Annotated in this window: 20 protein-coding genes and 2 pseudogenes; 10 read left to right on the top strand and 12 right to left on the bottom strand. The window is 62.5% G+C overall.

Features of this window, described 5'->3' with window-relative positions; translation table 11 throughout:
* Positions 1 to 19: 19 nt before the first annotated feature.
* Entirely contained in the window at positions 20 to 460 is a 441-nt protein-coding gene (locus DL86_RS15510; RefSeq protein ID WP_084572963.1) for a DUF302 domain-containing protein, read from the bottom strand.
* Positions 461 to 664: 204 nt separating this feature from the next.
* Positions 665 to 1,576 carry a LysR family transcriptional regulator gene (locus DL86_RS15505; RefSeq protein ID WP_342585874.1) on the bottom strand — a complete coding sequence of 304 codons (912 nt, stop codon included), beginning with the start codon at positions 1,574 to 1,576 and terminating at the stop codon, positions 665 to 667.
* A gap of 289 nt (positions 1,577 to 1,865) precedes the next feature.
* Here DL86_RS15505 and DL86_RS15500 point away from each other — a divergent pair.
* The 4 genes and pseudogenes from DL86_RS15500 to DL86_RS15485 all read left to right on the top strand — a co-directional run bounded on the left by DL86_RS15500 (position 1,866) and on the right by DL86_RS15485 (position 4,697).
* Positions 1,866 to 2,626: pseudogene (locus DL86_RS15500) on the top strand (3-hydroxybutyrate dehydrogenase).
* Between the two features lie 135 nt (positions 2,627 to 2,761).
* Entirely contained in the window at positions 2,762 to 3,469 is a 708-nt protein-coding gene (locus tag DL86_RS15495; protein WP_036263867.1) for a peroxiredoxin-like family protein, read from the top strand.
* A gap of 85 nt (positions 3,470 to 3,554) precedes the next feature.
* Positions 3,555 to 3,875 (top strand): annotated as a pseudogene (locus DL86_RS20605) (transposase); the annotation flags it as partial.
* Between the two features lie 246 nt (positions 3,876 to 4,121).
* Positions 4,122 to 4,697, top strand: a complete 576-nt coding sequence (locus tag DL86_RS15485) for an NnrU family protein (RefSeq protein WP_036263865.1) — start codon at positions 4,122 to 4,124, stop codon at positions 4,695 to 4,697.
* A gap of 7 nt (positions 4,698 to 4,704) precedes the next feature.
* Here DL86_RS15485 and DL86_RS15480 read toward each other — a convergent pair whose 3' ends face one another.
* Positions 4,705 to 6,285, bottom strand: a complete 1,581-nt coding sequence (locus DL86_RS15480) for a peptide chain release factor 3 (protein WP_036263367.1) — start codon at positions 6,283 to 6,285, stop codon at positions 4,705 to 4,707.
* Positions 6,286 to 6,529: 244 nt separating this feature from the next.
* Between DL86_RS15480 and DL86_RS15475 the strand changes: the two genes are divergently transcribed.
* Positions 6,530 to 8,059 carry a bifunctional metallophosphatase/5'-nucleotidase gene (locus DL86_RS15475; RefSeq protein ID WP_036263364.1) on the top strand — a complete coding sequence of 510 codons (1,530 nt, stop codon included), beginning with the start codon at positions 6,530 to 6,532 and terminating at the stop codon, positions 8,057 to 8,059.
* A 208-nt stretch (positions 8,060 to 8,267) separates the two neighbouring features.
* Here DL86_RS15475 and thiD read toward each other — a convergent pair whose 3' ends face one another.
* The 6 genes from thiD to DL86_RS15445 all read right to left on the bottom strand — a co-directional run bounded on the left by thiD (position 8,268) and on the right by DL86_RS15445 (position 14,128).
* Positions 8,268 to 9,071, bottom strand: a complete 804-nt coding sequence (gene thiD / locus DL86_RS15470; RefSeq protein ID WP_036263363.1) for a bifunctional hydroxymethylpyrimidine kinase/phosphomethylpyrimidine kinase — start codon at positions 9,069 to 9,071, stop codon at positions 8,268 to 8,270.
* 266 nt (positions 9,072 to 9,337) lie between these two features.
* Positions 9,338 to 10,345, bottom strand: coding sequence for a WD40 repeat domain-containing protein (locus DL86_RS15465; RefSeq protein WP_036263361.1), 1,008 nt, complete (start codon positions 10,343 to 10,345; stop codon positions 9,338 to 9,340).
* Positions 10,346 to 10,374: 29 nt separating this feature from the next.
* Complete coding sequence (locus DL86_RS15460) at positions 10,375 to 11,421, bottom strand: CobW family GTP-binding protein (protein WP_036263360.1); 1,047 nt, start codon at positions 11,419 to 11,421, stop codon at positions 10,375 to 10,377.
* Positions 11,422 to 11,559: 138 nt separating this feature from the next.
* Positions 11,560 to 12,468, bottom strand: coding sequence for a metal ABC transporter substrate-binding protein (locus tag DL86_RS15455; RefSeq protein ID WP_036263359.1), 909 nt, complete (start codon positions 12,466 to 12,468; stop codon positions 11,560 to 11,562).
* Between the two features lie 25 nt (positions 12,469 to 12,493).
* Positions 12,494 to 13,363 carry a metal ABC transporter permease gene (locus tag DL86_RS15450; RefSeq protein WP_036263357.1) on the bottom strand — a complete coding sequence of 290 codons (870 nt, stop codon included), beginning with the start codon at positions 13,361 to 13,363 and terminating at the stop codon, positions 12,494 to 12,496.
* 9 nt (positions 13,364 to 13,372) lie between these two features.
* The gene (locus tag DL86_RS15445; RefSeq protein WP_036263356.1) at positions 13,373 to 14,128 is read right to left on the bottom strand and encodes a metal ABC transporter ATP-binding protein; all 756 of its coding nucleotides are present in this window, start codon (positions 14,126 to 14,128) and stop codon (positions 13,373 to 13,375) included.
* Between the two features lie 300 nt (positions 14,129 to 14,428).
* Here DL86_RS15445 and DL86_RS15440 point away from each other — a divergent pair, with 300 nt between their 5' ends.
* Complete coding sequence (locus tag DL86_RS15440; protein WP_342585873.1) at positions 14,429 to 15,052, top strand: SCO family protein; 624 nt, start codon at positions 14,429 to 14,431, stop codon at positions 15,050 to 15,052.
* Positions 15,053 to 15,178: 126 nt separating this feature from the next.
* Here DL86_RS15440 and DL86_RS15435 read toward each other — a convergent pair whose 3' ends face one another.
* Positions 15,179 to 16,039 carry a transporter substrate-binding domain-containing protein gene (locus tag DL86_RS15435; RefSeq protein ID WP_245276395.1) on the bottom strand — a complete coding sequence of 287 codons (861 nt, stop codon included), beginning with the start codon at positions 16,037 to 16,039 and terminating at the stop codon, positions 15,179 to 15,181.
* A gap of 297 nt (positions 16,040 to 16,336) precedes the next feature.
* Here DL86_RS15435 and cysG point away from each other — a divergent pair, with 297 nt between their 5' ends.
* A complete protein-coding gene (gene cysG / locus DL86_RS15430; RefSeq protein WP_036263863.1) occupies positions 16,337 to 17,815 on the top strand; it encodes a siroheme synthase CysG in 1,479 nt (492 codons plus the stop codon).
* 169 nt (positions 17,816 to 17,984) lie between these two features.
* Complete coding sequence (locus tag DL86_RS15425; RefSeq protein WP_051953551.1) at positions 17,985 to 19,316, top strand: TAXI family TRAP transporter solute-binding subunit; 1,332 nt, start codon at positions 17,985 to 17,987, stop codon at positions 19,314 to 19,316.
* Between the two features lie 107 nt (positions 19,317 to 19,423).
* On the opposite strand, the gene DL86_RS15420 is transcribed toward DL86_RS15425, so the two are convergent.
* Positions 19,424 to 19,645, bottom strand: a complete 222-nt coding sequence (locus DL86_RS15420; RefSeq protein WP_036263352.1) for a hypothetical protein — start codon at positions 19,643 to 19,645, stop codon at positions 19,424 to 19,426.
* A 258-nt stretch (positions 19,646 to 19,903) separates the two neighbouring features.
* Here DL86_RS15420 and typA point away from each other — a divergent pair, with 258 nt between their 5' ends.
* Complete coding sequence (gene typA / locus DL86_RS15415; RefSeq protein ID WP_036263350.1) at positions 19,904 to 21,724, top strand: translational GTPase TypA; 1,821 nt, start codon at positions 19,904 to 19,906, stop codon at positions 21,722 to 21,724.
* A gap of 191 nt (positions 21,725 to 21,915) precedes the next feature.
* Positions 21,916 to 22,710: a L,D-transpeptidase gene (locus tag DL86_RS15410; protein ID WP_036263859.1), complete on the top strand. Its 795-nt coding sequence runs from the start codon at positions 21,916 to 21,918 to the stop codon at positions 22,708 to 22,710.
* A gap of 7 nt (positions 22,711 to 22,717) precedes the next feature.
* On the opposite strand, the gene mutM is transcribed toward DL86_RS15410, so the two are convergent.
* On the bottom strand, positions 22,718 to 23,590 hold the full coding sequence (gene mutM, locus DL86_RS15405) for a bifunctional DNA-formamidopyrimidine glycosylase/DNA-(apurinic or apyrimidinic site) lyase (RefSeq protein WP_036263346.1): 873 nt from the start codon (positions 23,588 to 23,590) through the stop codon (positions 22,718 to 22,720).
* Positions 23,591 to 23,635 lie beyond the last annotated feature (45 nt).

The raw sequence follows: 23,635 nt of genomic DNA, 5'->3' as shown, positions 1-23,635 counted from the left end.
CTGGTTTGCCGAACCACCTTTACCCAGACGTCGAGTCGACGGCCCATTTAGAGGCAACGCTCGATGTGATCGATCCGATGACCTTCGACGCCATTTTGAACGCATCGTTCCGATCGGCAATGCGATGGCGTCGCGCGATCCAGGCGAAATCCGTATAGACGACCCAAACGCGACCCATAGCGTCCTGCGTCACCAGAAGACGAACCGGCCAGTCGAGCCCGGCGTTCGGATTTGACGTCAGGAACTGGACGCCGAGGGGTGGGTTTCCGAAGGTCAGCAGGGTCGACGGGCGAAGATTGATGCCCGCATCGGCGGCAAGTTTCGCCTGATCGATCGCCGAGAAGAACTTGATGCCCTTCTTCTCGACATCCGCCTTGATCCGGCTGATCGTTTCATCGACTCCGTACCGGCTCTTGACCTTTACGACGCTGTCACCGGCCGGCGCGGCGACGGCGGACATCGCATCCGGCCGGGCTAGAACAAGCCCGGCTACGATCGCGAAAGCGCAAGTGGAAAACTATTGCGGCTCAACATTGGGTCCTCCGATCCAGCGACGCCTTGCGCCGGAGGATGGAGAAAGAGCCCCCTCAGTTGAAATACAAAATGGCTTCCAAGTCGATAGCGGTTCGCTATTGACTCGGGTCGGATGCGAACCTGGCTCCGATTATGCCGCGTCGACACGCGACAATGGCGCCTTGCGGATTTGAGTCGGCCAGTCGGCGGCCCGGAGGAGTTTCATGAACGTGCTGGCCGCCGCAGATCGTTGCCGTCCGGCCACGGCATACACGGAGATTCTGCGACTGAGGTCGAGCCCCCTGACCGGCATGCATGCAAGGCCGTTCGACCGCACCGCGCTTTCGGGCATGAGACCAGCGCCCAAACCGGCCTCGAGCAGCAAAAGATAATCATGTTCCGAAGCGATTTCGTGCGAGACCTTCGGACATACGTGCCGGGACTTTAAGAAGTCGCCGAACTCCTCTGTCGCCTCGCAATAAGTCCTGACAATGAGGCGCTCGCCGGCGAAATCCCTTGGATCGATCGCGTTTCTTCCCGCAAATCTATGAGTCGTGCTGACCGCGACATGGACGCGTTCGGTAAAAAGAGGCCAGGATTCCAGCCGGTCCCAGGATTCGAGCAACGGCCCCGCGACGGCAATGTCCGCCTCGCCTTTTCTTAATTGTCCGGCAATATCGTCGCGGGCGCCTCGCAATAAGCGCAGTTCGAGACCCTCGAAGGCCCGGCTCAGTTCGGTGAGATGCGAGACGAGCAGCGACAGGCTGACAGAGTGCGAAATCGCGAGCGCCAGCGGCGCGACGGCGCCCTTTCTCAGCGAGGAGGCGAGACTTTTGGCGGCAGCGGCGCTGTCGTAGCATTGTTGCAGAAATGGCGTCATGCGCCGGCCGAATTCGGTGAGATGCGTAAGGTTTCGCTCGCGCCGGAAGAGGTCGTCTCCGAGTTCCTCCTCCAATTGCTTTATGGCGCGCGTGAGCGAGGGCTGCGCAACATTGCACTCCTCCGCCGCGCGGGTGAAGTTGAGCAGGCGCGCCACCGCGAGGAAGTATCGAACCTGGTGCATTTCCATCGGCGCCCCCCCGTCTTTGTTTAGAGCTCGTGGCCCCGCCCCGCCGTCTCCCAAAACCATAGCCTACTGCTATCAAACTCTGCCGCAAATGCTAATTCACCCGCGCGCGCCGCCGTTACGTTTGTCGTTGGATATCAGGTCTCTCGACGCGCTGACGCCGGGACCCCGACACGCCCGAGCCGCCGGCCCGGAGGGCGATCACAATAGGAGTTCCTCCGTGAACACAATAAGCAAATCCGAGTGCGCCGATCCGGCGCACGGCGAACTCGCCGGCAAGGTAGCGATGGTAACCGGATCAACCAGCGGCATCGGCCTGGGAATTGCCCAGGCCTTGGCGTCGGCGGGCGTAAACGTAGTGCTCAACGGCTTCGGAGACGCCGCCGGGATCACGCGGATCCACAACGAACTGGAGCAATCCTTTGGCGCAAGGACAATCTATTCGGCCGCCGACATGTCGATGCCGGGCGACATCAAAGGAATGGTTGAAGCGGCGCGCAAGACCTTCGGCAAGGTCGACATCCTGGTCAGCAATGCCGGCATCCAGCATGTGGAGGCGATCGAGACCTTTCCTCCCGCGAAATGGGACGCCATCATAGCCATCAATCTTTCCGCCGCGTTCCACGCCATCCGCGCGGTCGTCCCGGAGATGAAGGCGCGCAAATGGGGTCACATCATCAATATCGCCTCGGCGCATGCTCTTGTCGCCGCGCCATTCAAGTCGGCCTATGTTGCGGCCAAACATGGCGTCGCGGGTTTGACCAAATCGGTCGCCCTCGAGGTCGCCGAACATGGCGTCACCGTCAATGCAATCTGTCCCGGCTACATGCTGACGCCTTTGGTTCAAAAGCAGATACCCGAAACGGCCAGGGCGCGCGGCTCACCGAAGAGTTGGTCGTGAAGGACGCGCTCCTGCACGCGCAACCGAGCCGACAGTTCGTCACGACCGAGCAAATCGACGCATTGACCGCTTTCCTATGCACCGCGGCGGGCGCCTCCATCACAGGCGCAGAGCTGCCGATCGACGGCGGATGGACGGGGCGATGAAACGCAACGCGTTCGCCCCGGTTGGTTTGCTGCGTGATGCGCTCCCTATCCAAATTTACGACAGGCGTATAGTCTTCAGCGCCAATGCGCCTGCCGAAGAGCTGGCGCGCCGAGCTGTCGGTTGAAAGACATCGAATGAAGGAACTGACGCTTTCCCAGATTCTCGAAGAGGCATTCGAGCGCGCGCGCGACTTGGATGCGCCGCTCGGCGCCCGTCTCGAATCTTTCGCGGAGTCCGTTCGCATGGCGAGCCCGGCGTTTGCCGAAGCGGTGGATCGGCTTGTCTTGCGGCTCAATCTCAATGGTTCCGGCGCTGCGGCTCCGGCTGTCGGCGATCCGATGCCGCCCTTCTTGCTGCCGGACGACCAAGGGCGTCTCGTCGCCCTCGAAGCGCTGCTCGCCAAAGGGCCTGTGGCGCTGTCCTTTCACCGGGGGCACTGGTGCCCCTATTGCCGGATCAACACAAGTGCTCTGGCGCAAGCGCAATGCGATGTCGAGCCGATAGGCGGTCAGATCGTCGCCATCACGCCTGACTTGCAGCATTTCACGACCGCGCTGAAATCGGATGCTGCGGCAAGGCCTTTTCCGATCCTGACCGACGTCGACAATGGCTATGCGCTTTCGCTTAATCTCGCGATTTTCGTGGGCCAGGAGATGCAGAAATTTATGAAGAACGCCGGATGGGACATTGCTCCCTATCAAGGCAACGATGCGTGGATATTGCCAATTCCCGCGACCTTTGTCGTCGGTCGCGATTCCGTCATCAAGGCTCGCTTTGTCGATCCCGACTACAGGAAACGCATGGCGATCGACATCATCGTCGACGCTCTAAGAGCTTGCTAGCGACGGTTCCGTTCCGGCGACCTTGCGACCCGCGCGTACGACGCCTTGAAAAACAGCTCGGATAGCAACCGCGTCATGACGCACCGCATGTTCTAATCCACGCTCCTGCGCCAGGGGAGCGGGCAGAAGCCCGGGGGCTGAGCTACCGCGTGATCTGCACGAAGACGCCCGCGACGTTGCTCGAGTTCTCGCCTCGACGCCCGAATGCGAGGCTGCTTGTCGCCGCCGGAAAAAGATCGAGATGCTGTTTCCCCATCTCAGGCGCATACTTCGCCTCGGGCGCTTGCGGCTTGGGGGGCCATGCGGCGCCAAAGATGAATTCCTCCTCGCGGCGACCGCGCCGAACTTGCGGCGGCTCGCGAGATTGAGACCTGCGAGCGCGCTAGCGGCAGCAATGGCGGCATAGTCCGGACCAAGGCGGCGAACGCGCCGCACCTGAGTCGCCCATTCATGCCATCAAAAATGCGCCTGATGGGATCCGTGGCGCTGAACCGCTGAGTTTTTCAACGAAATCGGGGCAAGTCGGACCTACGCGAACGCGCATCAGCGACCCCAAACCCCTTCCCCAACCAAACGCCCTTCATGAACCCGTGCTATGCTGACGCTTGCCAGCTTCGCGCCATTCTCTGCGCGGAAGAATCATGGGGGAAGCATGTCTATTCTAATCTTGGGGATTATCGTCTTTCTCGGCGTCCATAGTCTCACGACTTTTCGCGAGACGCGGACGGGCCTGATCGAGCGGTTTGGCGTCGGGGCGTTCAAGGCCGCCTATTCGATGGCCGCGGTCATCGGCTTCGCCCTTATCGTCTGGGGCTTCTCCCGCTATCGGGCGGAGGGGATGATCCCGGTTTGGGCCCCGCCGACATGGACGCGGCATATCGCCCTCTCGCTGATGTGGTTCTCCTTTGTAGCATTGGCCTGCATGAATCCCGCGCCCGGCAAGATTCGCGGCTGGCTGCGCCACCCCATGCTGGTCGGCATCAAAATCTGGGCGCTGGCGCATCTCTTGGCCAATGGCGATCTTGGCGGCATGGTGCTGTTCGGGTCGTTTCTCGTTTGGGCGGTGTTTGACCGCATCGCCCTCAAGAAGCGCGGCGATTTTGGCGCGCCTCGCCTCGCATCATTCACGCGGGCCGACGCCATCGCGCTTGGGGTGGGGACGCTGGCCTATGTCGCGATGCTCTTCCTGCATCCCGTGCTGATCGGCGTTCCGGTCATCGGCCGGTGAGGCCTCCTCACGCCGCCGCCTTCTGGTAATCCTTGATGTCGGAAAAGACGACATCGGGCCACTTGTCCTGCTCATATTTCAGGTCCCAGGCCGAGGCGGCGAGAAAGACCGGCGCGCCGTCAAGGTCGGCGGCCATGGACGAGGGATGCGCCTTGATGAATTTGTCGAGATCGGCTTGGGTCTTGGCCGCAACCCAGCGGCAGGATTCGAAACGGCTGGTCTCGAAACTGACGCCCAATCCATATTCGGCGTCGAGCCGCTCGGCCAAGACGTCGAGCTGCAAGGCGCCGACGACGCCGACCATCGCGCTCGATCCGTCGCTGGGAAGAAAAATCTGGACGACGCCTTCTTCGGCCATCTGGCCAAGCGCCTCGCGCAGCTTCTTCGCCTTCATCGCGTCGCCGATTTTGACCCGGCGGAGGATTTCCGGCGCAAAACTTGGGACGCCACGAAACACAAGCTCCTCGCCCTCGGTCAAAGTGTCGCCGATGCGCAAGGTGCCATGGTTGGGGATGCCGACGACATCGCCGGCATAGGCTTCCTCGGCCAATTGGCGATCCTGCGCGAAGAAGAATTGCGGCGCGTTGAGCGCGATATTCTTGCCCGTGCGCACCAGCTTGGCCTTCATGCCGCGCCGCAATTTGCCCGAACAGACCCGCATGAAGGCGATCCGATCGCGATGGTTCGGGTCCATGTTCGCCTGGATCTTGAACACGAAGCCGGTCATCTTGTCTTCGCGCGCATCGACGTTGCGGGAGGCCGCCTGCAAGCCATGCGGCGCCGGCGCGAAATCGGCCAGCGCGTCGATCAGGTCGCGGACGCCGAAATTGCGCAGGGCGCTCCCGAAAAACACCGGCGTCAGATGCCCTTCCAGAAAGGATTGGCGGTCGAAGGTTTTGAGCCCGCCCCGGGCCAGCTCTATCTGCTCCCGCGTCGCCTCGAAATCGGCCGCGCTCAACAGCCCCTTGATGAACGGATCGTCCGGCCCGGAGACGGGGACGGGCTCGGTGTCGCGATCGAGCCGGCGCACGACATTGCGCACAAGGTCATAGGTGCCGGCGAAGCTGCGCCCGCTGCCGAGCGGCCAGGTGATCGGCGCGACATCGAGGGCAAGGGTCTTTTCGATCTCGTCGAGGAGATCGAACGGGTCGCGGGTTTCACGGTCGAGCTTGTTGATGAAGGTCAGAATCGGAATATCGCGCAGGCGGCAGACCTCGAACAATTTGCGGGTGCGGGCCTCGATGCCCTTGGCGGCGTCGATCACCATGATCGCGCTGTCGACCGCCGTGAGGGTGCGATAGGTGTCTTCCGAAAAGTCCTCGTGGCCCGGCGTATCGAGCAGGTTATAGACGCAATCGCCATATTCGAAGGTCATCACCGAGGTGACGACCGAGATCCCGCGCTCGCGCTCGATCCCCATCCAGTCGGATCGGGTCTGGCGCCGGTTGGCCTTGGCGCGCACTTCGCCGGCGAGCTGAATCGCGCCGCCGAACAGCAGCAGCTTTTCGGTGAGCGTCGTTTTGCCCGCGTCGGGGTGGGAAATGATGGCGAAGGTTCGCCGCCGGGCGACCGGATCTTGAGAATTCATGCCGTTGTTTCGTCGCAAGGGGGGAGACGGATGTCAATCGCCTCGGCGTCTCGCCCGCTTGTTTCGGGCTAAGCCGGGCCGGGCAGGGCAGGGCTCCGCAGGATTGAGTGGGGCCGAGGAATTGAGCGATATATAATAAAATGCTATTGGGAATTTAAGGGGCGCCTCCGGGACCGGGGATAGCCAAATTGCAAGGATGCTCCGCGCCCACGCGGCGTCGGGCTAGCAACAGGCGCATAGGATCATGCCGAACCTCACCCGCCGCGCAACCCTGACCGCCATGCTCGCCACAGGGTCCAGCGCCCTCGCGCGACGTGCCGGGGCCGCGGACGCCGCCGCTCGGGTCAGTTTCTTGGTTGTCAGCGACATTTATCGGATCTCCGAAAACACCGAGGGGCGCGGCGGCATCCCGCGTCTGGCGGCTCTGGTCAAGGCGGAGCGGGCCAGGGCTGCGGCCGAGAACCGCCGCCTGATCTGCGTCCATGCCGGCGATACGCTCTCGCCAAGCTTGATGTCGAGCCTCGATCAGGGCGCGCATATGATCGCTCTTTTCAACGAGATCGGTCTCGACGCCTTCGTCCCCGGCAATCATGAATTCGACTTCGGCAAGGACGTCTACTTGCGGCGGATGGGCGAAGCGCGTTTTCCGATCCTAGCCGCCAATCTTACGGACCGCGCCGGAGCGAACCTGCCGGGCCACCAGGACCATCTGCTGATCGAGGCGGACGGCCTGAGGCTCGCCCTGATCGGTTCGGCCTATGACGCGACGGCGACGGCTTCCCGCCCCGGCGATCTTGTCTTTGCGCCGACCTTCGACATAATTGCGGCGGCGGCCAAGGCCGCTTACGGCGCGGGTGCCGATTTCGTCGTCGCCATCGTCCATGCCGACAAGGCGACCGACGCCGCCTTGATGAATGCGCATGCCGCAAACCTGATCCTGTCTGGCCATAATCACGATCTTCATCTCGATTATGACGGCCGCGCCGCCTTGATGGAGTCGCAGCAGGACGCCAATTATGTCGCCATCGTCGATATCGAAATTGCAAAGCGGGGCGAACGCGCCGACGCCTTGACGTGGCGGCCGAATTTTCGCGTCATTGACACGGCGAAGGTGGACCCCGATCCGGCGCTAGCGGAGAAAGTCCGCGCCTATGAAGCGGGCTTGGCGAAGAGTTTCGACGTTGAAATCGCAACCCTCGCCGCGCCTCTCGACAGCCGCACGCAAACCGTGCGCACGCAGGAATGCGCCATTGGCGATCTCGTCGCGGATGCGATGCGCCACGCCGCAGGCGCCGAACTCGTCATCATCAACGGCGGCGGCATCAGAGGCGACAAGATCTATCCCGTCGGCGCGAAATTGACCCGGCGCGATATTCTCGACGAACTCCCATTCGGCAACAAGACCATCGCGATCGCCGTCTCGGGCAAGACCATTCTCGTCGCGCTTGAAAACGGATTCTCGCAGTTGGAGCGCCGCAGCGGCCGGTTTCCGCAAGTCGCTGGGCTCGAAGTCACGGTCGATCGGCGGGCGGAGCCTGGAAAACGAGTTGTTGCGGCGACGATCAACGGCGAACCTCTTGACTCCGCGGGGAGCTATAGGCTTGCGACCAATGATTTTCTTGCGCTTGGCGGCGATGGCTATTGGATGTTTGCGGGCGAGGCCGAGCTAAGCGCCGATTCGGGCACCCGGCTCGTCGCGCAGGATGTGATCGACTATGTCGAGGCCTCGCATCGGATCGACGCCAAAGTGGAAGGCCGGATCGCGTTTCGCTGAGCATATTCCGCTCAGGTTGAATCAATCTGAGCGATAAGAATATGCTCAAGCTTTTGAATTTGGAGCGATTTCTTTTCGACCGAATGATTCCATTCGGCCGGAAAGCGCTCTAAGCATGACGCCAAAAAGTTGCAGACTTTTTGGATAAAATCATGCGTTAAAACAAAGCCTTAAAGAGCAGGTTCGATTCCCCTTAAGGACATCGCCCTCAGCGTCGCCACAGCTCATGGAAATGATGCGCGGGTCCATGTCCTTGCCCGACGTTCAATTCGTCGGCTGCGGCGAGCGCGCCGGTCAGATAGGTTTTGGCCGCGCCAATCGCATCGGCAAGCGCGAGGCCATGCGCGAGATAGGCCGCGATGGCGGAAGATAGGGTGCAGCCGGTGCCATGCGTGTTGCGCGTTGCAATGCGCGGCGCGGAAAACAGCTTGTGGACAATGCCATTGTAAAAGAGATCGTCGGCGGTCGCCCCTTGGCCATGGCCGCCTTTGACCAGCGCGGCTTTGGCGCCGCGCGCCAGCAAAAGCTCGGCGCCCGCGCGCAGTCCCGCCTCATCGTCCTGGATCGCCCGGCCGGTGAGCTGGCTCGCTTCGGCGAGGTTGGGCGTGACGAGGTCGGCCAGCGGAAACAAATGACGGACGATGGCCGCGCCGACATCGTCAATCGTCAAGGCGTCGCCGCTGGTCGCGGCGAGCACCGGATCGAGCACGATGAAGCCGGGCTTGTGAACGGCGAGCCGGCGGGCGACCGCTTCGACAATGGCGCCGGAGCCGAGCATTCCGATCTTGACGGCGGCGACGTCGATATCCTCAAAAATTGCATCGATTTCTGCGCCGACGAACTCCGCCGGGGGGAGATGCAGGGCGCGCACGCCGCGCGTGTTTTGCGCGGTCAAGGCGGTGACGACGGCCATGCCATGGCAATGCAGCGCCGCGAATGTCTTGAGATCGGCCTGGATGCCGGCGCCGCCGCTCGGATCCGAACCCGCGATCGAAAGAAGATTGGGAATCATGGTTTGGCCTTTAGAGCATGATGCCGAAAGGTGGGAGCCGGTTTTCGGACGACATCATGCTCCAACACTTTGAAGAGAGGCGGATTTAAGACCTTGGACGAGATCGCGTTGCGATTCCGTCCAAAATCATCCGGCTCTAGCCGCGGACCGGCCGGCGGCTGCAGCGGCTTTGTCCCGGGTCTTCATCTCATCTGGCTATCGGCGGGCGCAATGGGCATTGCGCCGGGACTTGGCGAGGCGGCCCGGGACGCCGGCGCATCCGCGCGTCAAGCCGGCATGTCGAGGAGGCCCGCTTTGCCGTCCGCCGTCCCGAACAGAAGGCGGCGGCCCGCCCGATCCCAGGCTAGCGCCGTGATCGCCGCCTCCGCGCCCTCGCGGTTCCCGCGCACCAGAATTTCGGCGGCGTCGGGGAGCCGGCAGAGCAGCACCCATCCGTCGTCATAGCCCTGCGCGACGACAAGCGCATTTGGATGAAACGCGACGCTGGCGACCTTGGCCCGCCGGGCGCCGCATTCTTGCGGGGCCTTGTTCATCGGCCCTTCCTTGTCCTTGAAGGGCCAGATGACGCCGGCGTCGGCGCCCGAGGTCGCCAGCCATTGGCCGTCGAAGGACCAGGACAAGGAGCGCGATTTCGCCGGATAGCCGCTGAGCCGCATGTCCTTCTTGTCGGCGATGCGCCAGCCGTGCAGGGCGTTCTCCTGCATCGAGGTCAGAAGAAAACGTCCATCGGGCGAGATCGTGATGTCGAGATGCGACCCCTTCCATTCGAAAACTTCAGGCGCGGCCGACGCGTTCGGAAACCAGAGGCTCGCGCCATTGTAATGCGCCATCGCGATCCTGTAGCCCTTGGGCAGGAAGGCGAGGCCGCGCACTGTCGAAGGCGCGGCGAAGGTCTTGATTTCGCCCTTCGCGTCGCGGGCATGAACCTGCTTGCCGGTCGACCAGGCGATTGCGCCGTCCTCGCGCGCGGCGAGCGCATCGATCCATTTGCCCTTTTCATATGCGATTTCTTGCGCGCCGCCATCGCCGCCAATCAGCATCACCCGGCCATCGTCGCCGCCGGTGACGAGTTTTTCCCCCGCCTTCGCGGCGACGAGAATGGCGGCGTCCGGATGCGCCGCGATGCGCTGTGCCCCGCCTGGCCCCATTAGCAGGACGGCGCCGTCGCCAAGCGCCAGCGCCGGAACATCGCCGAGGAAGGCCACAGCGGTGACCGGCGCTCCAGCCTCAAACGGCGTGACATTGGCGGTGAGGGAGGTGGTGGACTGAGCCATATGATCTCGCTTGCGGAGCTGTCGCTTGGTTAGGCCGCGCAGCGCAAGAACGCCTCCCTGATCTCGTCTTGTTTCAGATTGCGGCCGATGAAGACAAGCCGGCTTACCCGCTTTTCATCAGGCCGCCATTCGCGTTGAAGATCGCCGTCGAGGATCATGTGGACGCCCTGAAAGACGAAGCGCTGAGGCTCGTCCTTGAAGGCGAGGATGCCTTTGGAGCGCAGGATCGAGGCGCCTTCCTTCTGAATATATTCGTTGAGCCAGGGCATGAATTTTTCCGGATCGAGATCGCCGTCGAGCGACAGCGCGACCGATTGCATATCCTCGTCGTGGTAATGTTTCAGGCCGTGCGTCTCATGTTCATGCGCATGGTGGCCGTGCCCGTGATGATCATGGTCGTGATGCGCATGATCGTGATCATGCTTCTCCTCGGCCTTGAGGAATTCCGGCTCGATCGCGAGGATGCGGTCGAGGTCGAAGGCGTTGCGGCCGAGCACCGCCTCGAGCGGGACGGCGCATTTCACGGTTTTGTGCAGGCTCGCATAGGGATTGATGGCGCGGATGCGCGCCTCGACCTCCTCCAATTCCTCGGCGCTGACGAGATCGGTTTTGTTGAGGATGATCACGTCCGCGAAGGCGATCTGGTTCTTGGCTTCGGGCGCGTCCTTCAGCCGCTCGGCCAGCCATTTCGCGTCGGCGACTGTCACCACCGCATCGAGCCTTGCCGCGTCCTGCACATCGGCGTCGACGAAGAAGGTCTGCGCCACCGGGGCTGGATCGGCGAGCCCCGTCGTCTCGACGATGATCGCGTCGAACTTGCCCTTGCGCTTCATCAAGCCTTCGATGATGCGAATGAGATCGCCGCGCACGGTGCAGCAGATGCAGCCATTGTTCATTTCGAAGACTTCTTCGTCGGCGCCGACGACGAGGTCGTTGTCGATGCCGATTTCGCCGAATTCATTGACGATGACGGCGAATTTCTGGCCGTGGTCCTCCGATAGAATGCGGTTCAGCAGCGTCGTCTTGCCCGCGCCGAGATAGCCGGTGAGCACGGTGACGGGGATTTTTTCGGCCATGCGATGCTCCAGAGCTTGCCATTCGAGATGGCGGGCTTCATCGCGCGTCGCAAGACGCTCGGCGAGAAAGCTGCGGCCAACTCAAGATTTTCAGCGCCGACTTGTCCCGGTTTGGCGGCGAACGTCAAGGCCGCAGCGCTATTTCCCGAGCGCGGCGCAAAGCTCCCTGACATTGTTGCGCATCATATCGATATAGGTCGGCGCCAAGCCATCGGGCGGGGAAAGCGCATCGGAAAACAGCGCGCCGCCGATCTTTGCCCCGCTTTCCTCCGCGATCCTGCGGCCCACTCGCGGGTCGCTGATATTTTCAAGAAAGACCGCGGGAATTTTCTCGGCCTTGATCTGCCGGATGATTTTTGCGACGTCGCGGGCGCTCGCCTCGGTCTCAGTCGATACGCCCTGCGGCGCGACGAACTGCACGCCATAGGCCGCGCCGAAATAGCCGAAGGCGTCGTGAGTCGTGATGATCTTTCGCCGATCTGGCGGGATCTTGGCGATCGCCGCCGCGATCTCCGTCTCGAGAACGTCGAGCTTGGCGAGATAGGCCTCCGCATTGGCGCGATAACCCGCTGCTCCTTCCGGATCGACCGCGATCAGGCCGTCGCGGACATTGCCCACATAGATTTTGGCGTTGGCGACCGACTGCCAAGCGTGGGGGTCCTCGCCGATGTGCCCTTTCTCCTCCATTTCGCGCGGGCTCACGCCTTTGGTCGCGACGATGACTGGGGCCTCGGCGCCCGACGCCTTGATGAGGCGATCGATCCAGCCCTCGAGGCCGAGGCCGTTGGCGAGGATCAGCCGGGCCGCGCCGAGGCTTTTCCCGTCGGCCGGGGTTGGTTGATAGACATGGGCGTCGCCATTGGGTCCGACGAGCGCGCTGACCTCGATCCGTTCGCCGCCGACATTGCGGGCCAAATCGGCGAGAATGGAAAAGGTCGCGACGACCGGCAAGCGATATGGCGGTTGCGCGAGCGCCGCCCCGCATAAAGCCAGGCTCGCCAGGATCGGGCCAATAGCAAAGGCTATGGCAGTGCTAAAAGGGCGCATGACAGCTCCGCTCAAAAGCGCTGAGTCAGGCTTCGAGATGCCGTCTCGGCTTCAAGCGCCGCAAGAGGCCTCCCGCCGGTCCAAACACCAGGGCGATGAGATAAAGCAGGCCCGCCACCAGAATAATGAGCGGGCCTGAGGGCAGGCCGGCGTGAAAGGAGAGAATGAGCCCGGCATAGCTGGCGATCATCCCCTGCGCCGCCGCGATCGCGATCATCGCGGTCAGGTCTTCGGCGATGAGCCGCGCCGAGGCTGCGGGCAGCATCATCATGCCGACGGCGAGCAAGGTGCCGAGCGCATGAAATCCGCCGACGAGATTCAAGACGACAAGCCCCAGAAAGATAATCTGCGTCGGTCCGCCGGCGCGCCCGACCGAGGCGAGGAACCCTGGATCGACCGTCTCCATCACGAGGGGCCGATAAAGCAGCGCCAGCCCCGCGAGGGTCAAGCTCGAGATCGCGGCCAGGAGGATCAGGGTCGCGTCGTCGAGGGCGAGCACGCTGCCGAAAAGGACATGCAGGAGATCTATATTGGAGCCGCGCATGGAGATCACCGTGACGCCAAGCGCCAGGGAGATCAGATAGAAGGCGGCGAGCGAAGCGTCCTCGCGCAAAATCGTGGTTCGCGCGACGACGCCCGACCCGATCGCGACGATGAGGCCGGCGATCAGGCCGCCGATGGTCATCGGTCCGAGCGAGAGGCCGGCGACAAGATAGCCGATGGCGGCGCCTGGAAGGATCGCATGCGCCATGGCGTCGCCGGTGAGCGACATTCGGCGCAGGATCAGGAACACGCCGAGCGGCGATCCGGCGAGCGCCAAGGCGATCGAGCCGACGAGTGCGCGCCGCATGAACTCGAATTCGACAAAAGGGGAGATCAAGAGATCATGCAGCATGAAGCGGTCTCACGCCGCCCGCGCGCAGTTATGCGCCTGGCGGTCGAAAGCCTCGATCATCGCGCGCGCCTGCAGAAGATTTTCCGGGGTGAGGACCGCGTCGGTCTTCCCCCAGGCGATCTTTTCGCGCGCGAGCAAGAGAGTTTGTGGGAAATAGTCGCGCACCAGATCGAGATCGTGCAAGACAGCGAGGACGGTGCGCTTCTCGGCGCGCCAGCGCGCGATGAGCGAAAGCAGATCCTTGCTGGTCTTGGAGTCGATCGCGGTAAAGGGCTCGTCGAGGAGAATGATGGCGGCGTCCTGAATGAGCAGCCGGGCGAAGAGCATGCGCTGCAATTGGCCGCCTGAAAGCGTCCCTATGGCGCGATCCTCGAACCCGTCGAGCCCAACCGCTGCGATCGCATCGCGGACCTTGTCCAATTCCTTCCGAGAAATGCCGCCAAAGAGGCCGCAGCGCTTCCAGAGCCCCATTGCGACGACATCGAAGACATTGATCGGGAAGCTTTTGTCGATATCGGCGGCCTGCGGCAGATAGGCGATCTCGCGGCGCTTGGCGCGCGGCAGGACTACGGCGCCGCTGAACGGAGACAAAGCGCCGGCGATCCCTTTGAGCAAGGTCGATTTGCCGGCGCCGTTCGGACCGCAGATGGCGAGCAAGGCGCCGCTCTCGACGTCGCCGTCGAGATGATGCACCGCCGGATGCCGGTCGTACCCAAGAGTGAGATCGCGGAAGCGAATGGCCGGGGCTTCGGCTCCGTCGATCATCGCAGCGCCCAGAAAACAGCCGCCCAGAGCCCGGCGATGAGGATCATGACCCCGCAAAATCGCGCAAAGGCCGAAAGCCGGAGAAGCGAGAAGGGGGGGACTAGAGAGGGGCTTGTCGGTCGCCCCGGCGAACGGCCGTGAGGGGCAAGGCTCATGAGGTCTCTAAGCATAAGTAACAATATAACATAAACGGATGGCCGGCAAGACGGGCGCGGGCGACGCATATCGCGGATTGCGCGCAAAAGAGCGCCGCTTCAATTTGTCCGTTTTGGCGGATTGGAAATCACCACGCGTTTTGATATGTTTTTTTCTATGAGCAAACGTCCCATCAAAGGTTCCGCGAAGGCATCCCGCCAACTTCTTTTCATCGTCTTGGCATTTGCGGTAGGGCTGGTCGGCTTGGCCGCCTTGACCTATAGCGGGTTGCCCGGGCGAGCGGAATTGGGCGCTTCCTCCATCGGCGGCCCTTTCGCGATGCCCGCCCATGACGGCCGCATCGTGAGCAATAAAGATCTCGAAGGGCGCCCGTATCTGGTGTTCTTTGGCTATACCCATTGCCCGGACTTTTGTCCGACCGCGCTTTTCGATATTTCCGCCGTCTTCAAGGAGATGGGACCGGACAAGAAGATTGCCGCCCTCTTCATTACGGTCGATCCCGCGCGCGATACGCCGGAGACTTTGAAGACTTATCTCGAGAATTTCGATCCGCGGATCATCGGATTGAGCGGCGACCCGGCGAAAACACAGGCGATCGCGAGGGCTTTCAAAGTTTTCATAATGAAAAAGCCCGGTGAAGACGGGGAGTACACGGTGGATCATACGGCGGTGGTCTATCTGATGGACAAGCGCGGCCGTTTCGTGAACGCCTTCAATCTCGGCAAGCCGCCAAAACAAGCCGCGCGCGAACTCGAAAGCTATCTCTAAGAGCATGACTTTTGGGAAAGTTGCTGACTTTTAGGGATCCATGCGTCGAAACAAAGAGAATAGAGAGCGCGTCTTGAGTCCGCATGAAGGGACATCATGCTCTCTGCTGGGGAAAAGGCCGCGCGGCTAATAGAATCCGAGCGGGAAATATTTAAGGTAAAGGTCGGTATAGGCTCCCTTTGCGGCCAGCGCCGCGAGGGCGTAGTCGAGCGCTTGGCGCAAAGCCAGATTGCCTTTTTTCACGGCAATTCCGACGCCATCGCCAAAAAACCGGCTGTCGATGAAGGGGCCGCCGCGAAAGCCGCAGCACTCAAGCGCCTCCGGCCCATCTAGCCAGCGGCTCAGCGCAATGCCGTCGCCGAACAAGGCGTCGATTTCGCCCTTCTGGAGCGCTTCGCGCAAGGCCTTCTGCGACGCGTAGGGCTTGCGGGTCGACTTGCCGAAAAACGTCTTGAGAAAGGCTTCATGCGCGCTTCCAGCCTCCACGCCGATGGTCTTGCCGGCAAGCGTTTCGGGCGTCGCGTCCGCCAATGGCGTCGCCTTAAGCGTCGCGAAGCGCGCCGGAGTTTTGTAATAAGGCGCAGTGAAATCGAGCTTGGCGCGGGTTTGCGGGTCGATGCGGATCGCCGCGATGAGCGCATCGCCATTGTTTTCGTCGAGGGCCTCGATCAAAGTATCCCAGCGGCGCGCCTGGATCGTGCAGATGACCTTCAGCTCGTCGCAAAGCGCGCGGGCGAGGTCGACGTCGAAACCGGCGAGGGCGCCATCCGCCGTCGCGAAATGGAACGGCGGATAGTCATCCTCCGTTAGAAATCGAATGCTGCGGAGGTCGGTCAGGTCCGGTTTGGCGGTCCGATGCTGCGGATCCCAAAAACTCGGCGCGAAAACGTCGCCGCCAGCCTGCGCCGAGACTGGCGTGAAAGCGAGAAATGCAAGCAAAGTTGAAGCTGTGAATGTCGATCTGAACGTCCTAAGCGCGATCTTCAAGACCAATCCTCGTGATGCGGGGGCCCCGGCGCCTCGCTTGCTTGGGCTTCAAATGCAAGGCTTAGAGCGCATTCGATCGTTTGATGAAAAGCCATGGGCGTGGCGGACGGCGGCAGCCTTGACGTTATCCTTTGTCTTTGCGATCGCCAACGTCCTATTGCCATCGCAAGAGCATGGCTACAAAAAGCGCAGGCTTTTCGGGCGTGACGTTAAATCGGCGGCAGGATCAATTGACGTTGAAGCCGTCGGGCCGCAGCCCATCTTGCATGGCGCGGGACATAGGACAATATGGCCTCGATGAGCGATCTCCTTTCGGCGCCGGCCAAACTTGATCGCGAGGGTGCGCCCTCCGCGCCGGGCCTCGCCTGTCTGCCGGTATTCTTCGCGCTTGCCGGCAAGCGGGTCGTCCTCGCGGGCGATGCGAAGGCGGCGCTGTGGAAGGCGGAGCTTCTCGACGCGGCGGGCGCCAAGTTGGACATTTATAGCGCAAATCCCGATGCCGGCCTGCTGGCGCTTGCGCGCCGCCGTCCCGGGATCAGCCTCGTTCAGCGTCGTTTCCGGCCCGAAGACCTGCGCGGCGCCGCGCTGGCCATCGCGGACATGGAGAGCCGGGAAGACGCGGCCGCATTCAAGGCGGCGGCGCAGGCCGCCGGAGTGCCTGCCAATATTATCGACAGGCCGGAATTCTCGGATTTTCAATTTGGCGCGATCGTCGATCGCTCGCCCCTTGTGATCGGCATTTCAACAGCCGGCGCCGCGCCGATCCTCGCGCAGGCCGTGCGGGGCCGGCTGGAAGCCCTGCTGCCTCAAGGGGTGAAGCTTTGGGCGGGGGCAGCCAAGGCCTGGCGCCAAAGCGTGACGGCGCGCGCTCTGCCGGCAAGGGCGCGGCGGCGGTTTTGGGAGCTGTTTTCCGCCCGGGCGCTCGACGCGGGCGGCGCGGGACCAAGCGAGAGCGATTTTACAAAGCTGCTCGCCGAGGCCGAGACCGCCGCACCGGAGGCGGCGAGGGGATCGGTCGCTCTCGTCGGCGCTGGCCCTGGCGATCCGGAACTCCTGACGCTGAAGGCCTTGCGCTTGTTGCAGTCCGCCGACGTCGTCTTATACGACGATCTCGTCGCTCCCGGCGCGGTCGCGATGGCGCGGCGGGAGGCGGAAAAAATCCCGGTGGGCAAGCGCGGCTACAGACCCTCCTGCCGGCAGGATCATATCGTTTCTCTTTTGGTTTCGCTGGCGTCGGAGGGCAAGCGGGTGGTGCGCCTCAAAGGCGGCGATCCGATGATTTTCGGCCGCGCCAACGAGGAAATAGCGGCGCTGCGCGCGGCCGGCATTCCGGTCGAGATCGTGCCCGGCGTCACCGCCGCGCTTGGCGCCGCGGCTACGTTAAAGCTCTCGCTAACTGAGCGCGACACGGCCCGGCGGCTGCAATTCATCACCGCGCATGCGCATGACGGAAAGCTGCCCGAGGATTTCGATTGGCGCGCGCTTTGCGACCCGCGCGCCTCGAGCGTCGTCTATATGGGGGTAAAGACGCTCGGAATTCTGGCTGCGCGGCTGCTGGAGCATGGTCTCGACCCGGCGACTCCAGCGCTTCTCGTCGAACGCGCCACCTGGCCGGACGAGCGCAGCATCTTTGGCACGATCGAGACGCTTCCAGCCAAAGCCGCCGCAGCCGCGCCGTCCGGGCCCTGTCTCATTCTGATCGGGGCGGCCTTCGCGTCGCCGGTTCAAGAAACCGCTAAGGCCATGCGGGACTCATTTGGCGCGGCGTCGCAATGACAGGCCCACCATTATCCCGCCTTGTTTGCGATGCTATCCTTACCCAATTCAGGCGTCTGCCGGAGCGGCGGCGTCGGATTGGCATTCTGCGTTTGTTTTTCGGGGGACGTTCAAAGGGCTGGTTCGGGCGAACCATTCCGCTTCAAGCAACAGGGTCCAGGAGGACAGAATGCGCCGAGTTACAATTGTCTCAATCGGCGGCGCCATCGCCGCGATCGTCGCAATATGTCTGGCGCTTTACATGTATTCGCGGCCGACAGTTCTCCGCGTCGCCGTGACGCGCGATGGCGACGACCAGGCGGTTCTGGCGGCGGCGGCGCAGGAATTCGCGCAGGATCGCGAACCGATCCGCCTGAAGCTGGTCGTTGTCGACAGTCTGGCGGAAAGCTCTACGGCCTTTGAGGAAGAGCGCGTCGATCTCGCCATTGTGCGCAGCGATATCGCAATGCCGCCAAGCAGCCATACCGTGCTGATCATGCATAAGAATGCGGCGATCCTGCTGACCCCGGCGCAGTCCGGGATTCGCTCGGTCGATGACCTGAAGGGCCGCAGAGTCGGCATGCTTCAAGGCGCTCGGACCGGAATGGCTGGCGATCGCGGCCTTCTCGATACGGCGCTCGCCCAATATGACGTTCCGGCGGCCTCCGTCAGGATGATTCCGCTGACCCTCGCCGAGGCGTCAAAGGCTCTCGAGCGCAAGGAGATCGATGCGGTCTTCACTGTGGGCGCTCCCGGATCGCAAGGCTTGCGGGATGTCGTCTCCGCCTTCGCTCAGGCGGGACGAGGTCAGCTCGCCTTCATTCCCATCGCCGAGGCAAAGGCGATCGCTCAGCGCTCGCCTCATTTCGAATCAATCGAAGTGCTTCGGGGCGCCTTCGGCGGGGCCCAGCCAAAGCCCGCGGCGAGTTTCGAAACGCTTGGCGCGAGCACGCGGCTCGTCGCGCATCATAGCCTGAGCAATGACGTCGTTGGCGAATTGACCGAACTCTTGCTGGCGGCGCGGCCCAAAATCGCCGTTCAGCTGCCGGCCGCCAATCGCATCGAGGCGCCGCCTAAGGACAAGGCCGCGGCATTGCCGGTTCATGCGGGGGCGCTGGCCTATCTCGACGATGAAGAACAGAGCTTTTTCGATAAATACAGCGATTTCATCTATCTCGGGGCGATGTTCCTTAGCTTGATCGGAACCGGACTCGCCACCCTTGCGACAAGATTCAGCCGCCGCCAAAGCGCGGATATCGACAGAATTCTAAGTCGCCTCCTCGAAATCGTGAAGACCGCGCGATCCGTCGAACGCCTCGATGCGCTGGATGAATTCGAACGGGAAGCCGACGAGCTTCTGGCTTTGGCGCTGGCGCTTGATTCGAATCATGGCTTGAGCGGCAATCGCCTCACCGCGACAAGCCTCGCGTTGACCCAGGTCCGCCATGCCATCGCCGAGCGGCGGCAGAGCGTTTCGCCCGCGGTCCGCGCGCCCTTCGCGCCTCGCATCGTTCGCGAATAGCCGGCTCGGCTCGCCAATTGGATCTGGCTGCCGAAAGGCCGACTCTCCTTTGGCCGCTGCCTTTGATTGCTTGATTTTTGGACTATCGCGGGCGCGCGCTTTCCATATCAACCGATCCGCCGATGAAGTTGCCATCGCCGCAGCGCAACCAAGGCCCAGATCGCCTCGACGAGGCCAAAGGGCCAAGCGCCTTGCAAGAAGCCATAGAGCGAGCCGAGACAGCAAGCGCCCGCAAAAGCAAGGATGAACCAGGAGCTGCGCTCCTCCAGAGCGTAAGCCGCCAGCATGAGGCTGACAGCGACAAGTCCGAAAAAAGTCAAGCCGTCCATATGATCGCGATCCCGGCCAAGATGCAGTTGGCGCTAAATGATTTATATTTGTTTCCAAATCGAGTTGTTTCGTATATGGGATGCTGCAACTGCGAAGACGCTTATCCCAAACCGCTAGCTGGCTCAGCTCTGGATCGCTCGAAACTCCGGGCGTAAGAGCGTGTCCGGCATGAGCCTGTTTGGTTCGGCGTCGCCCCTGTTTCGCCGTCTCGCTCCCAAGCGCGGCCCCGGCACACTGATTAAGATGCGGCATTAATTATGAAACTGCGCAATATCGCCATCATCGCCCACGTCGATCACGGCAAGACGACCCTCGTCGATCGCCTGCTCCAGCAATCGGGCGCGTTTCGCGAGAATCAGCGCCTGGTCGAGCGGGTCATGGATTCGAACGATCTCGAAAAAGAGCGCGGGATCACGATCATGGCCAAGGCGACGTCGATCGCCTGGAAGGATACCCGCATCAATATCGTCGATACGCCCGGCCACGCCGATTTCGGCGGCGAGGTGGAGCGGATTCTGTCCATGGTCGATGGCGCCATCGTCCTGGTCGACGCCTCCGAAGGGCCGATGCCGCAGACCAAATTCGTCGTCGGGAAGGCTTTGAAGATTGGCCTTCGGCCTATCGTCGCGGTCAATAAGGTCGATAAGCCGGACGCCCGGATCACCGAGGTCGTCAACGAGGTCTTCGATCTTTTCGCCGCTCTCGACGCCACCGATGAGCAGCTCGATTTTCCGATTCTCTATGGCTCGGCGAAGCAGGGCTGGATGGCCGATAGCCCGGACGGTCCGCAGGAGGGCATGGGCCCCTTGTTCGACCTCGTGCTGAAACATGTCCCGCCGCCCCGGATCGAAGAGGGCGGCTTTCGCATGCTCGGCACTTTGCTCGAAGCCAACCCCTATCTCGGCCGTCTGGTGACCGGGCGGGTTTTCGCAGGGTCGGTGAAGCCGAACCAGAGCGTCAAAGTGCTGGATCGCAAGGGCAATGTCGTCGAACAGGGCCGGGTTTCCAAAATTCTGGCCTTCCGCGGCATTGAGCGCACCCCGATCGATGAAGCCGAGCCTGGCGACATTATCGCCATCGCGGGACTCGAAAAATTCAACGTGGCCGACACGCTCTGCGCGCCTGAGGTCGTCGAGCCGCTGCAGGCTCAGCCGATCGATCCGCCGACGCTGTCGATGACGTTCCTCGTCAATGATTCGCCTTTGGCCGGAACCGAGGGCGACAAGGTCACCAGCCGCGTGATCCGCGACCGGCTGTTCAAGGAGGCGGAAGGCAATGTGGCCTTGAAGATCGAGGATTCGCCTGGTTCGGACTCCTTCATCGTCTCCGGCCGCGGCGAATTGCAGCTCGCGATCCTGATCGAGACCATGCGCCGGGAAGGGTTCGAACTTGGCGTCTCGCGCCCCAAGGTGGTCTTTCAAAAGTCCGAGGACGGCAAGCAATTGCTGGAGCCGATCGAGGAAGTCGTCATCGACGTCGATGAAGAGCATTCCGGCGTCGTCGTCAAAAAAATGGCCGAACGCAAGGCCGAGATGATCGAGATGCGCCCCTCCGGCGGCAATCGGTTGCGGCTGGTGTTCCACGCGCCGACGCGCGGGCTCATCGGCTATCAGGGCGAACTTTTGACAGATACGCGCGGCACCGCGATCATGAACCGCCTGTTCCACGAATATGCGCCGTGGAAAGGCGAGATCACCGGCCGGCGCAATGGCGTCCTGATCTCGAATGACAATGGCGAATCCGTCGCCTATGCGATGTGGAAGCTGGAAGACCGCGGCCCGATGATGATCGAGCCCGGCTGGAAGGTCTATCGCGGCATGATCGTCGGCGAGCATACGCGCGAGAACGATCTCGAAATCAATGTGCTCAAAGGCAAGCAGCTCACCAATATCCGCGCCGCCGGCAAGGATGAGGCGGTGCGCCTGACCCCGCCGATCCGGATGACGCTGGAGCGCGCTCTCGCCTATATCGAGGACGACGAACTCGTCGAAGTCACGCCGAAATCGATCCGGCTGCGCAAGACCTATCTCGACCCGAACGAGCGCAAGCGCGCCTTCCGGGCCAAGGAAAGCGCCTGAGCGAGCGCTTTTGTCGGCGGCAGGCGGACCGTCGAGCGAGCCTTTGGAGCGAGCGTTTGTTTGACGCGAGCCTGGGGCGCGCACCTCGACCGTGCGCGAAAGAAAGCGGCGAGCGTGGCTTTCCTGCAATATCGCCGTGCGATTTTCTCGGCTAGGGTATGGGTTCCGCTCTTCTTACGAATGATCGTCCCATGACCCGATTGAACCGTCGTCTCGTCATCACCGGCGCCTCCGCCGCAGCGGCTTGCGGCCTCGCGGGCTGCGTCAGCACAACGCCCAATCCTTCGGTTCAAGCTTTCTCCGCTCCAGTTCCGCAGCCGCCGCCACAATCGGAGCCGCTGCAGCCCGCAGCGCCGCAATCAGGGGTCGCCGCAGCCGGGGGCGCGGAGCCGCAATCCAGCGCGATGTATGGGCCAGCGACCGGCGAGCCGTTCCCGGTTCCCGCGGTTAAATTGTCGGAGGTCAACGCCGCTTTCTTGCGCAAGAACGTCGCCTACGACACCAAGGAGCCGCCGGGGACGATCGTCGTCGATCCCGCGAATCATTATCTCTACCACGTCGAGGAGGGCGGCCGGGCGACGCGCTATGGCGTCGGCGTCGGGCGCGAGGGCTTCGTCTGGTCGGGCGTGGCGACGATCAACAGCAAGCAGGAATGGCCGGACTGGTATCCGCCGAAGGAAATGTTGGACCGCCGGCCAGAGCTCAAGAAGCAGATGAGCCAGCTTAGAAGCGGGACCGGCATGGCGGGCGGGCCTGACAACCCGATCGGCGCGCGCGGCATGTATCTTTGGCAGGGCAAGGTGGATACTTTGTTCCGGATCCACGGCACGAACGAGCCGTGGACGATCGGCAAGAGCGTCTCGTCAGGCTGCATTCGGATGATCAACCAGGACGTCATCGATCTTTATGCGCGCACGCCCGTCGGAACGCGGGTCGTCGTGCTCGGAACGGCGCCGGCCAAAGTCGCCAAGACGGACCGTCTTTGACGCGCCGCTATTTTTGGCACGAGCCACAAAGGAAGGTCGCGCGGCCCGATTGAACGATTCGCCGCACGACCCCGCCGCAGCCGGGCGTCTGACATGGGCGCCCATCGCAGCCGTAGACGCGGAAATTGTGCTGGAAATAGCCAAGCGCCCCATCGGTCTGGCGATGATCGCGCAGCGATGAGCCTCCCGCCGCCACAGCCTCTTCGAGAACATCGCGAATGACGCGGGCGAGAAGATGCGCTCGCGCGTTCGGGCCGCCATCCTTGCGCGCGAGGCTGCCGGCGGCGCGGCGCGGCGACAGGCCGGCCCGATGAAGCGCCTCGCAGACGTAGATATTTCCTAGACCCGCGATAAGGCTTTGATCGAGAAGCGCGGCTTTTAGAGAAGTGGCCCTGCCCTTGAACAGAAGCGCCAAAGCGGCGCCGTCGAGTTCGTTCCCAAGCGGTTCGATGCCGACATGTCGGAAGAGGGGATGCGAGGCGAGATCGGCGCGCGCGATCAACTGCATGAAGCCAAATCGGCGCGGGTCATTATAGACGATCCGCGCGCCGGTCGAGAGCTTGAAGAGGATATGATCATGCGCCGCGTTCTTGGTGGGGCCGGAGACCGGGTTTGGCTCCGCCCCGGGGTCTTCGATGCGAAAGGAGCCCGACATGCCAAGATGCATGACAAGGACCTCGCCGTCGTCGAGATCGGCGAGGAGATATTTCGCCCTTCGCGCCAGGGCTTCGACGCGGCGGCCGATGAGCCGCGCGGCGAAATTTTCCGGAAAAGGAAAGCGCAGGTCGGGCCGCCTCTGATCGACGCCGATGAGCCGCGCGCCCACCATCGCCGGTTCGAGCCCGCGGCGAACCGTTTCGACTTCGGGGAGTTCAGGCACCCTTTGGCGTCCTTGCTTGGATCATTGCTAAAAGCGCCGCTCGCG

It is taken from the genome of Methylocapsa aurea, from assembly GCF_000746085.1.
Taxonomy (GTDB): domain Bacteria; phylum Pseudomonadota; class Alphaproteobacteria; order Rhizobiales; family Beijerinckiaceae; genus Methylocapsa; species Methylocapsa aurea.
Note: the sequence above shows the minus strand (reverse complement) of the source record. Positions and strands in the feature narration are given on the sequence as shown.

Excerpts from the sequence above, each read along its gene's own strand:
- thiD (WP_036263363.1), bottom strand. The coding sequence starts at position 9,071 with ATGATTCCCAATCTTCTTTCGATCGCGGGTTCGGATCCGAGCGGCGGC.
- DL86_RS15420 (WP_036263352.1), bottom strand. The coding sequence starts at position 19,645 with ATGGACGGCTTGACTTTTTTCGGACTTGTCGCTGTCAGCCTCATGCTG.
- DL86_RS15450 (WP_036263357.1), bottom strand. The coding sequence starts at position 13,363 with ATGCTGCATGATCTCTTGATCTCCCCTTTTGTCGAATTCGAGTTCATG.
- cysG (WP_036263863.1), top strand. The coding sequence starts at position 16,337 with ATGAGCGATCTCCTTTCGGCGCCGGCCAAACTTGATCGCGAGGGTGCG.
- DL86_RS15475 (WP_036263364.1), top strand. The coding sequence starts at position 6,530 with ATGCCGAACCTCACCCGCCGCGCAACCCTGACCGCCATGCTCGCCACA.
- typA (WP_036263350.1), top strand. The coding sequence starts at position 19,904 with ATGAAACTGCGCAATATCGCCATCATCGCCCACGTCGATCACGGCAAG.
- DL86_RS15485 (WP_036263865.1), top strand. The coding sequence starts at position 4,122 with ATGTCTATTCTAATCTTGGGGATTATCGTCTTTCTCGGCGTCCATAGT.
- DL86_RS15460 (WP_036263360.1), bottom strand. The coding sequence starts at position 11,421 with ATGGCCGAAAAAATCCCCGTCACCGTGCTCACCGGCTATCTCGGCGCG.
- DL86_RS15425 (WP_051953551.1), top strand. The coding sequence starts at position 17,985 with ATGCGCCGAGTTACAATTGTCTCAATCGGCGGCGCCATCGCCGCGATC.
- DL86_RS15495 (WP_036263867.1), top strand. The coding sequence starts at position 2,762 with ATGAAGGAACTGACGCTTTCCCAGATTCTCGAAGAGGCATTCGAGCGC.
- DL86_RS15465 (WP_036263361.1), bottom strand. The coding sequence starts at position 10,345 with ATGGCTCAGTCCACCACCTCCCTCACCGCCAATGTCACGCCGTTTGAG.
- DL86_RS15445 (WP_036263356.1), bottom strand. The coding sequence starts at position 14,128 with ATGATCGACGGAGCCGAAGCCCCGGCCATTCGCTTCCGCGATCTCACT.
- DL86_RS15455 (WP_036263359.1), bottom strand. The coding sequence starts at position 12,468 with ATGCGCCCTTTTAGCACTGCCATAGCCTTTGCTATTGGCCCGATCCTG.
- DL86_RS15410 (WP_036263859.1), top strand. The coding sequence starts at position 21,916 with ATGACCCGATTGAACCGTCGTCTCGTCATCACCGGCGCCTCCGCCGCA.
- DL86_RS15510 (WP_084572963.1), bottom strand. The coding sequence starts at position 460 with ATGTCCGCCGTCGCCGCGCCGGCCGGTGACAGCGTCGTAAAGGTCAAG.
- DL86_RS15480 (WP_036263367.1), bottom strand. The coding sequence starts at position 6,285 with ATGAATTCTCAAGATCCGGTCGCCCGGCGGCGAACCTTCGCCATCATT.
- DL86_RS15440 (WP_342585873.1), top strand. The coding sequence starts at position 14,429 with ATGTTTTTTTCTATGAGCAAACGTCCCATCAAAGGTTCCGCGAAGGCA.
- DL86_RS15505 (WP_342585874.1), bottom strand. The coding sequence starts at position 1,576 with ATGCACCAGGTTCGATACTTCCTCGCGGTGGCGCGCCTGCTCAACTTC.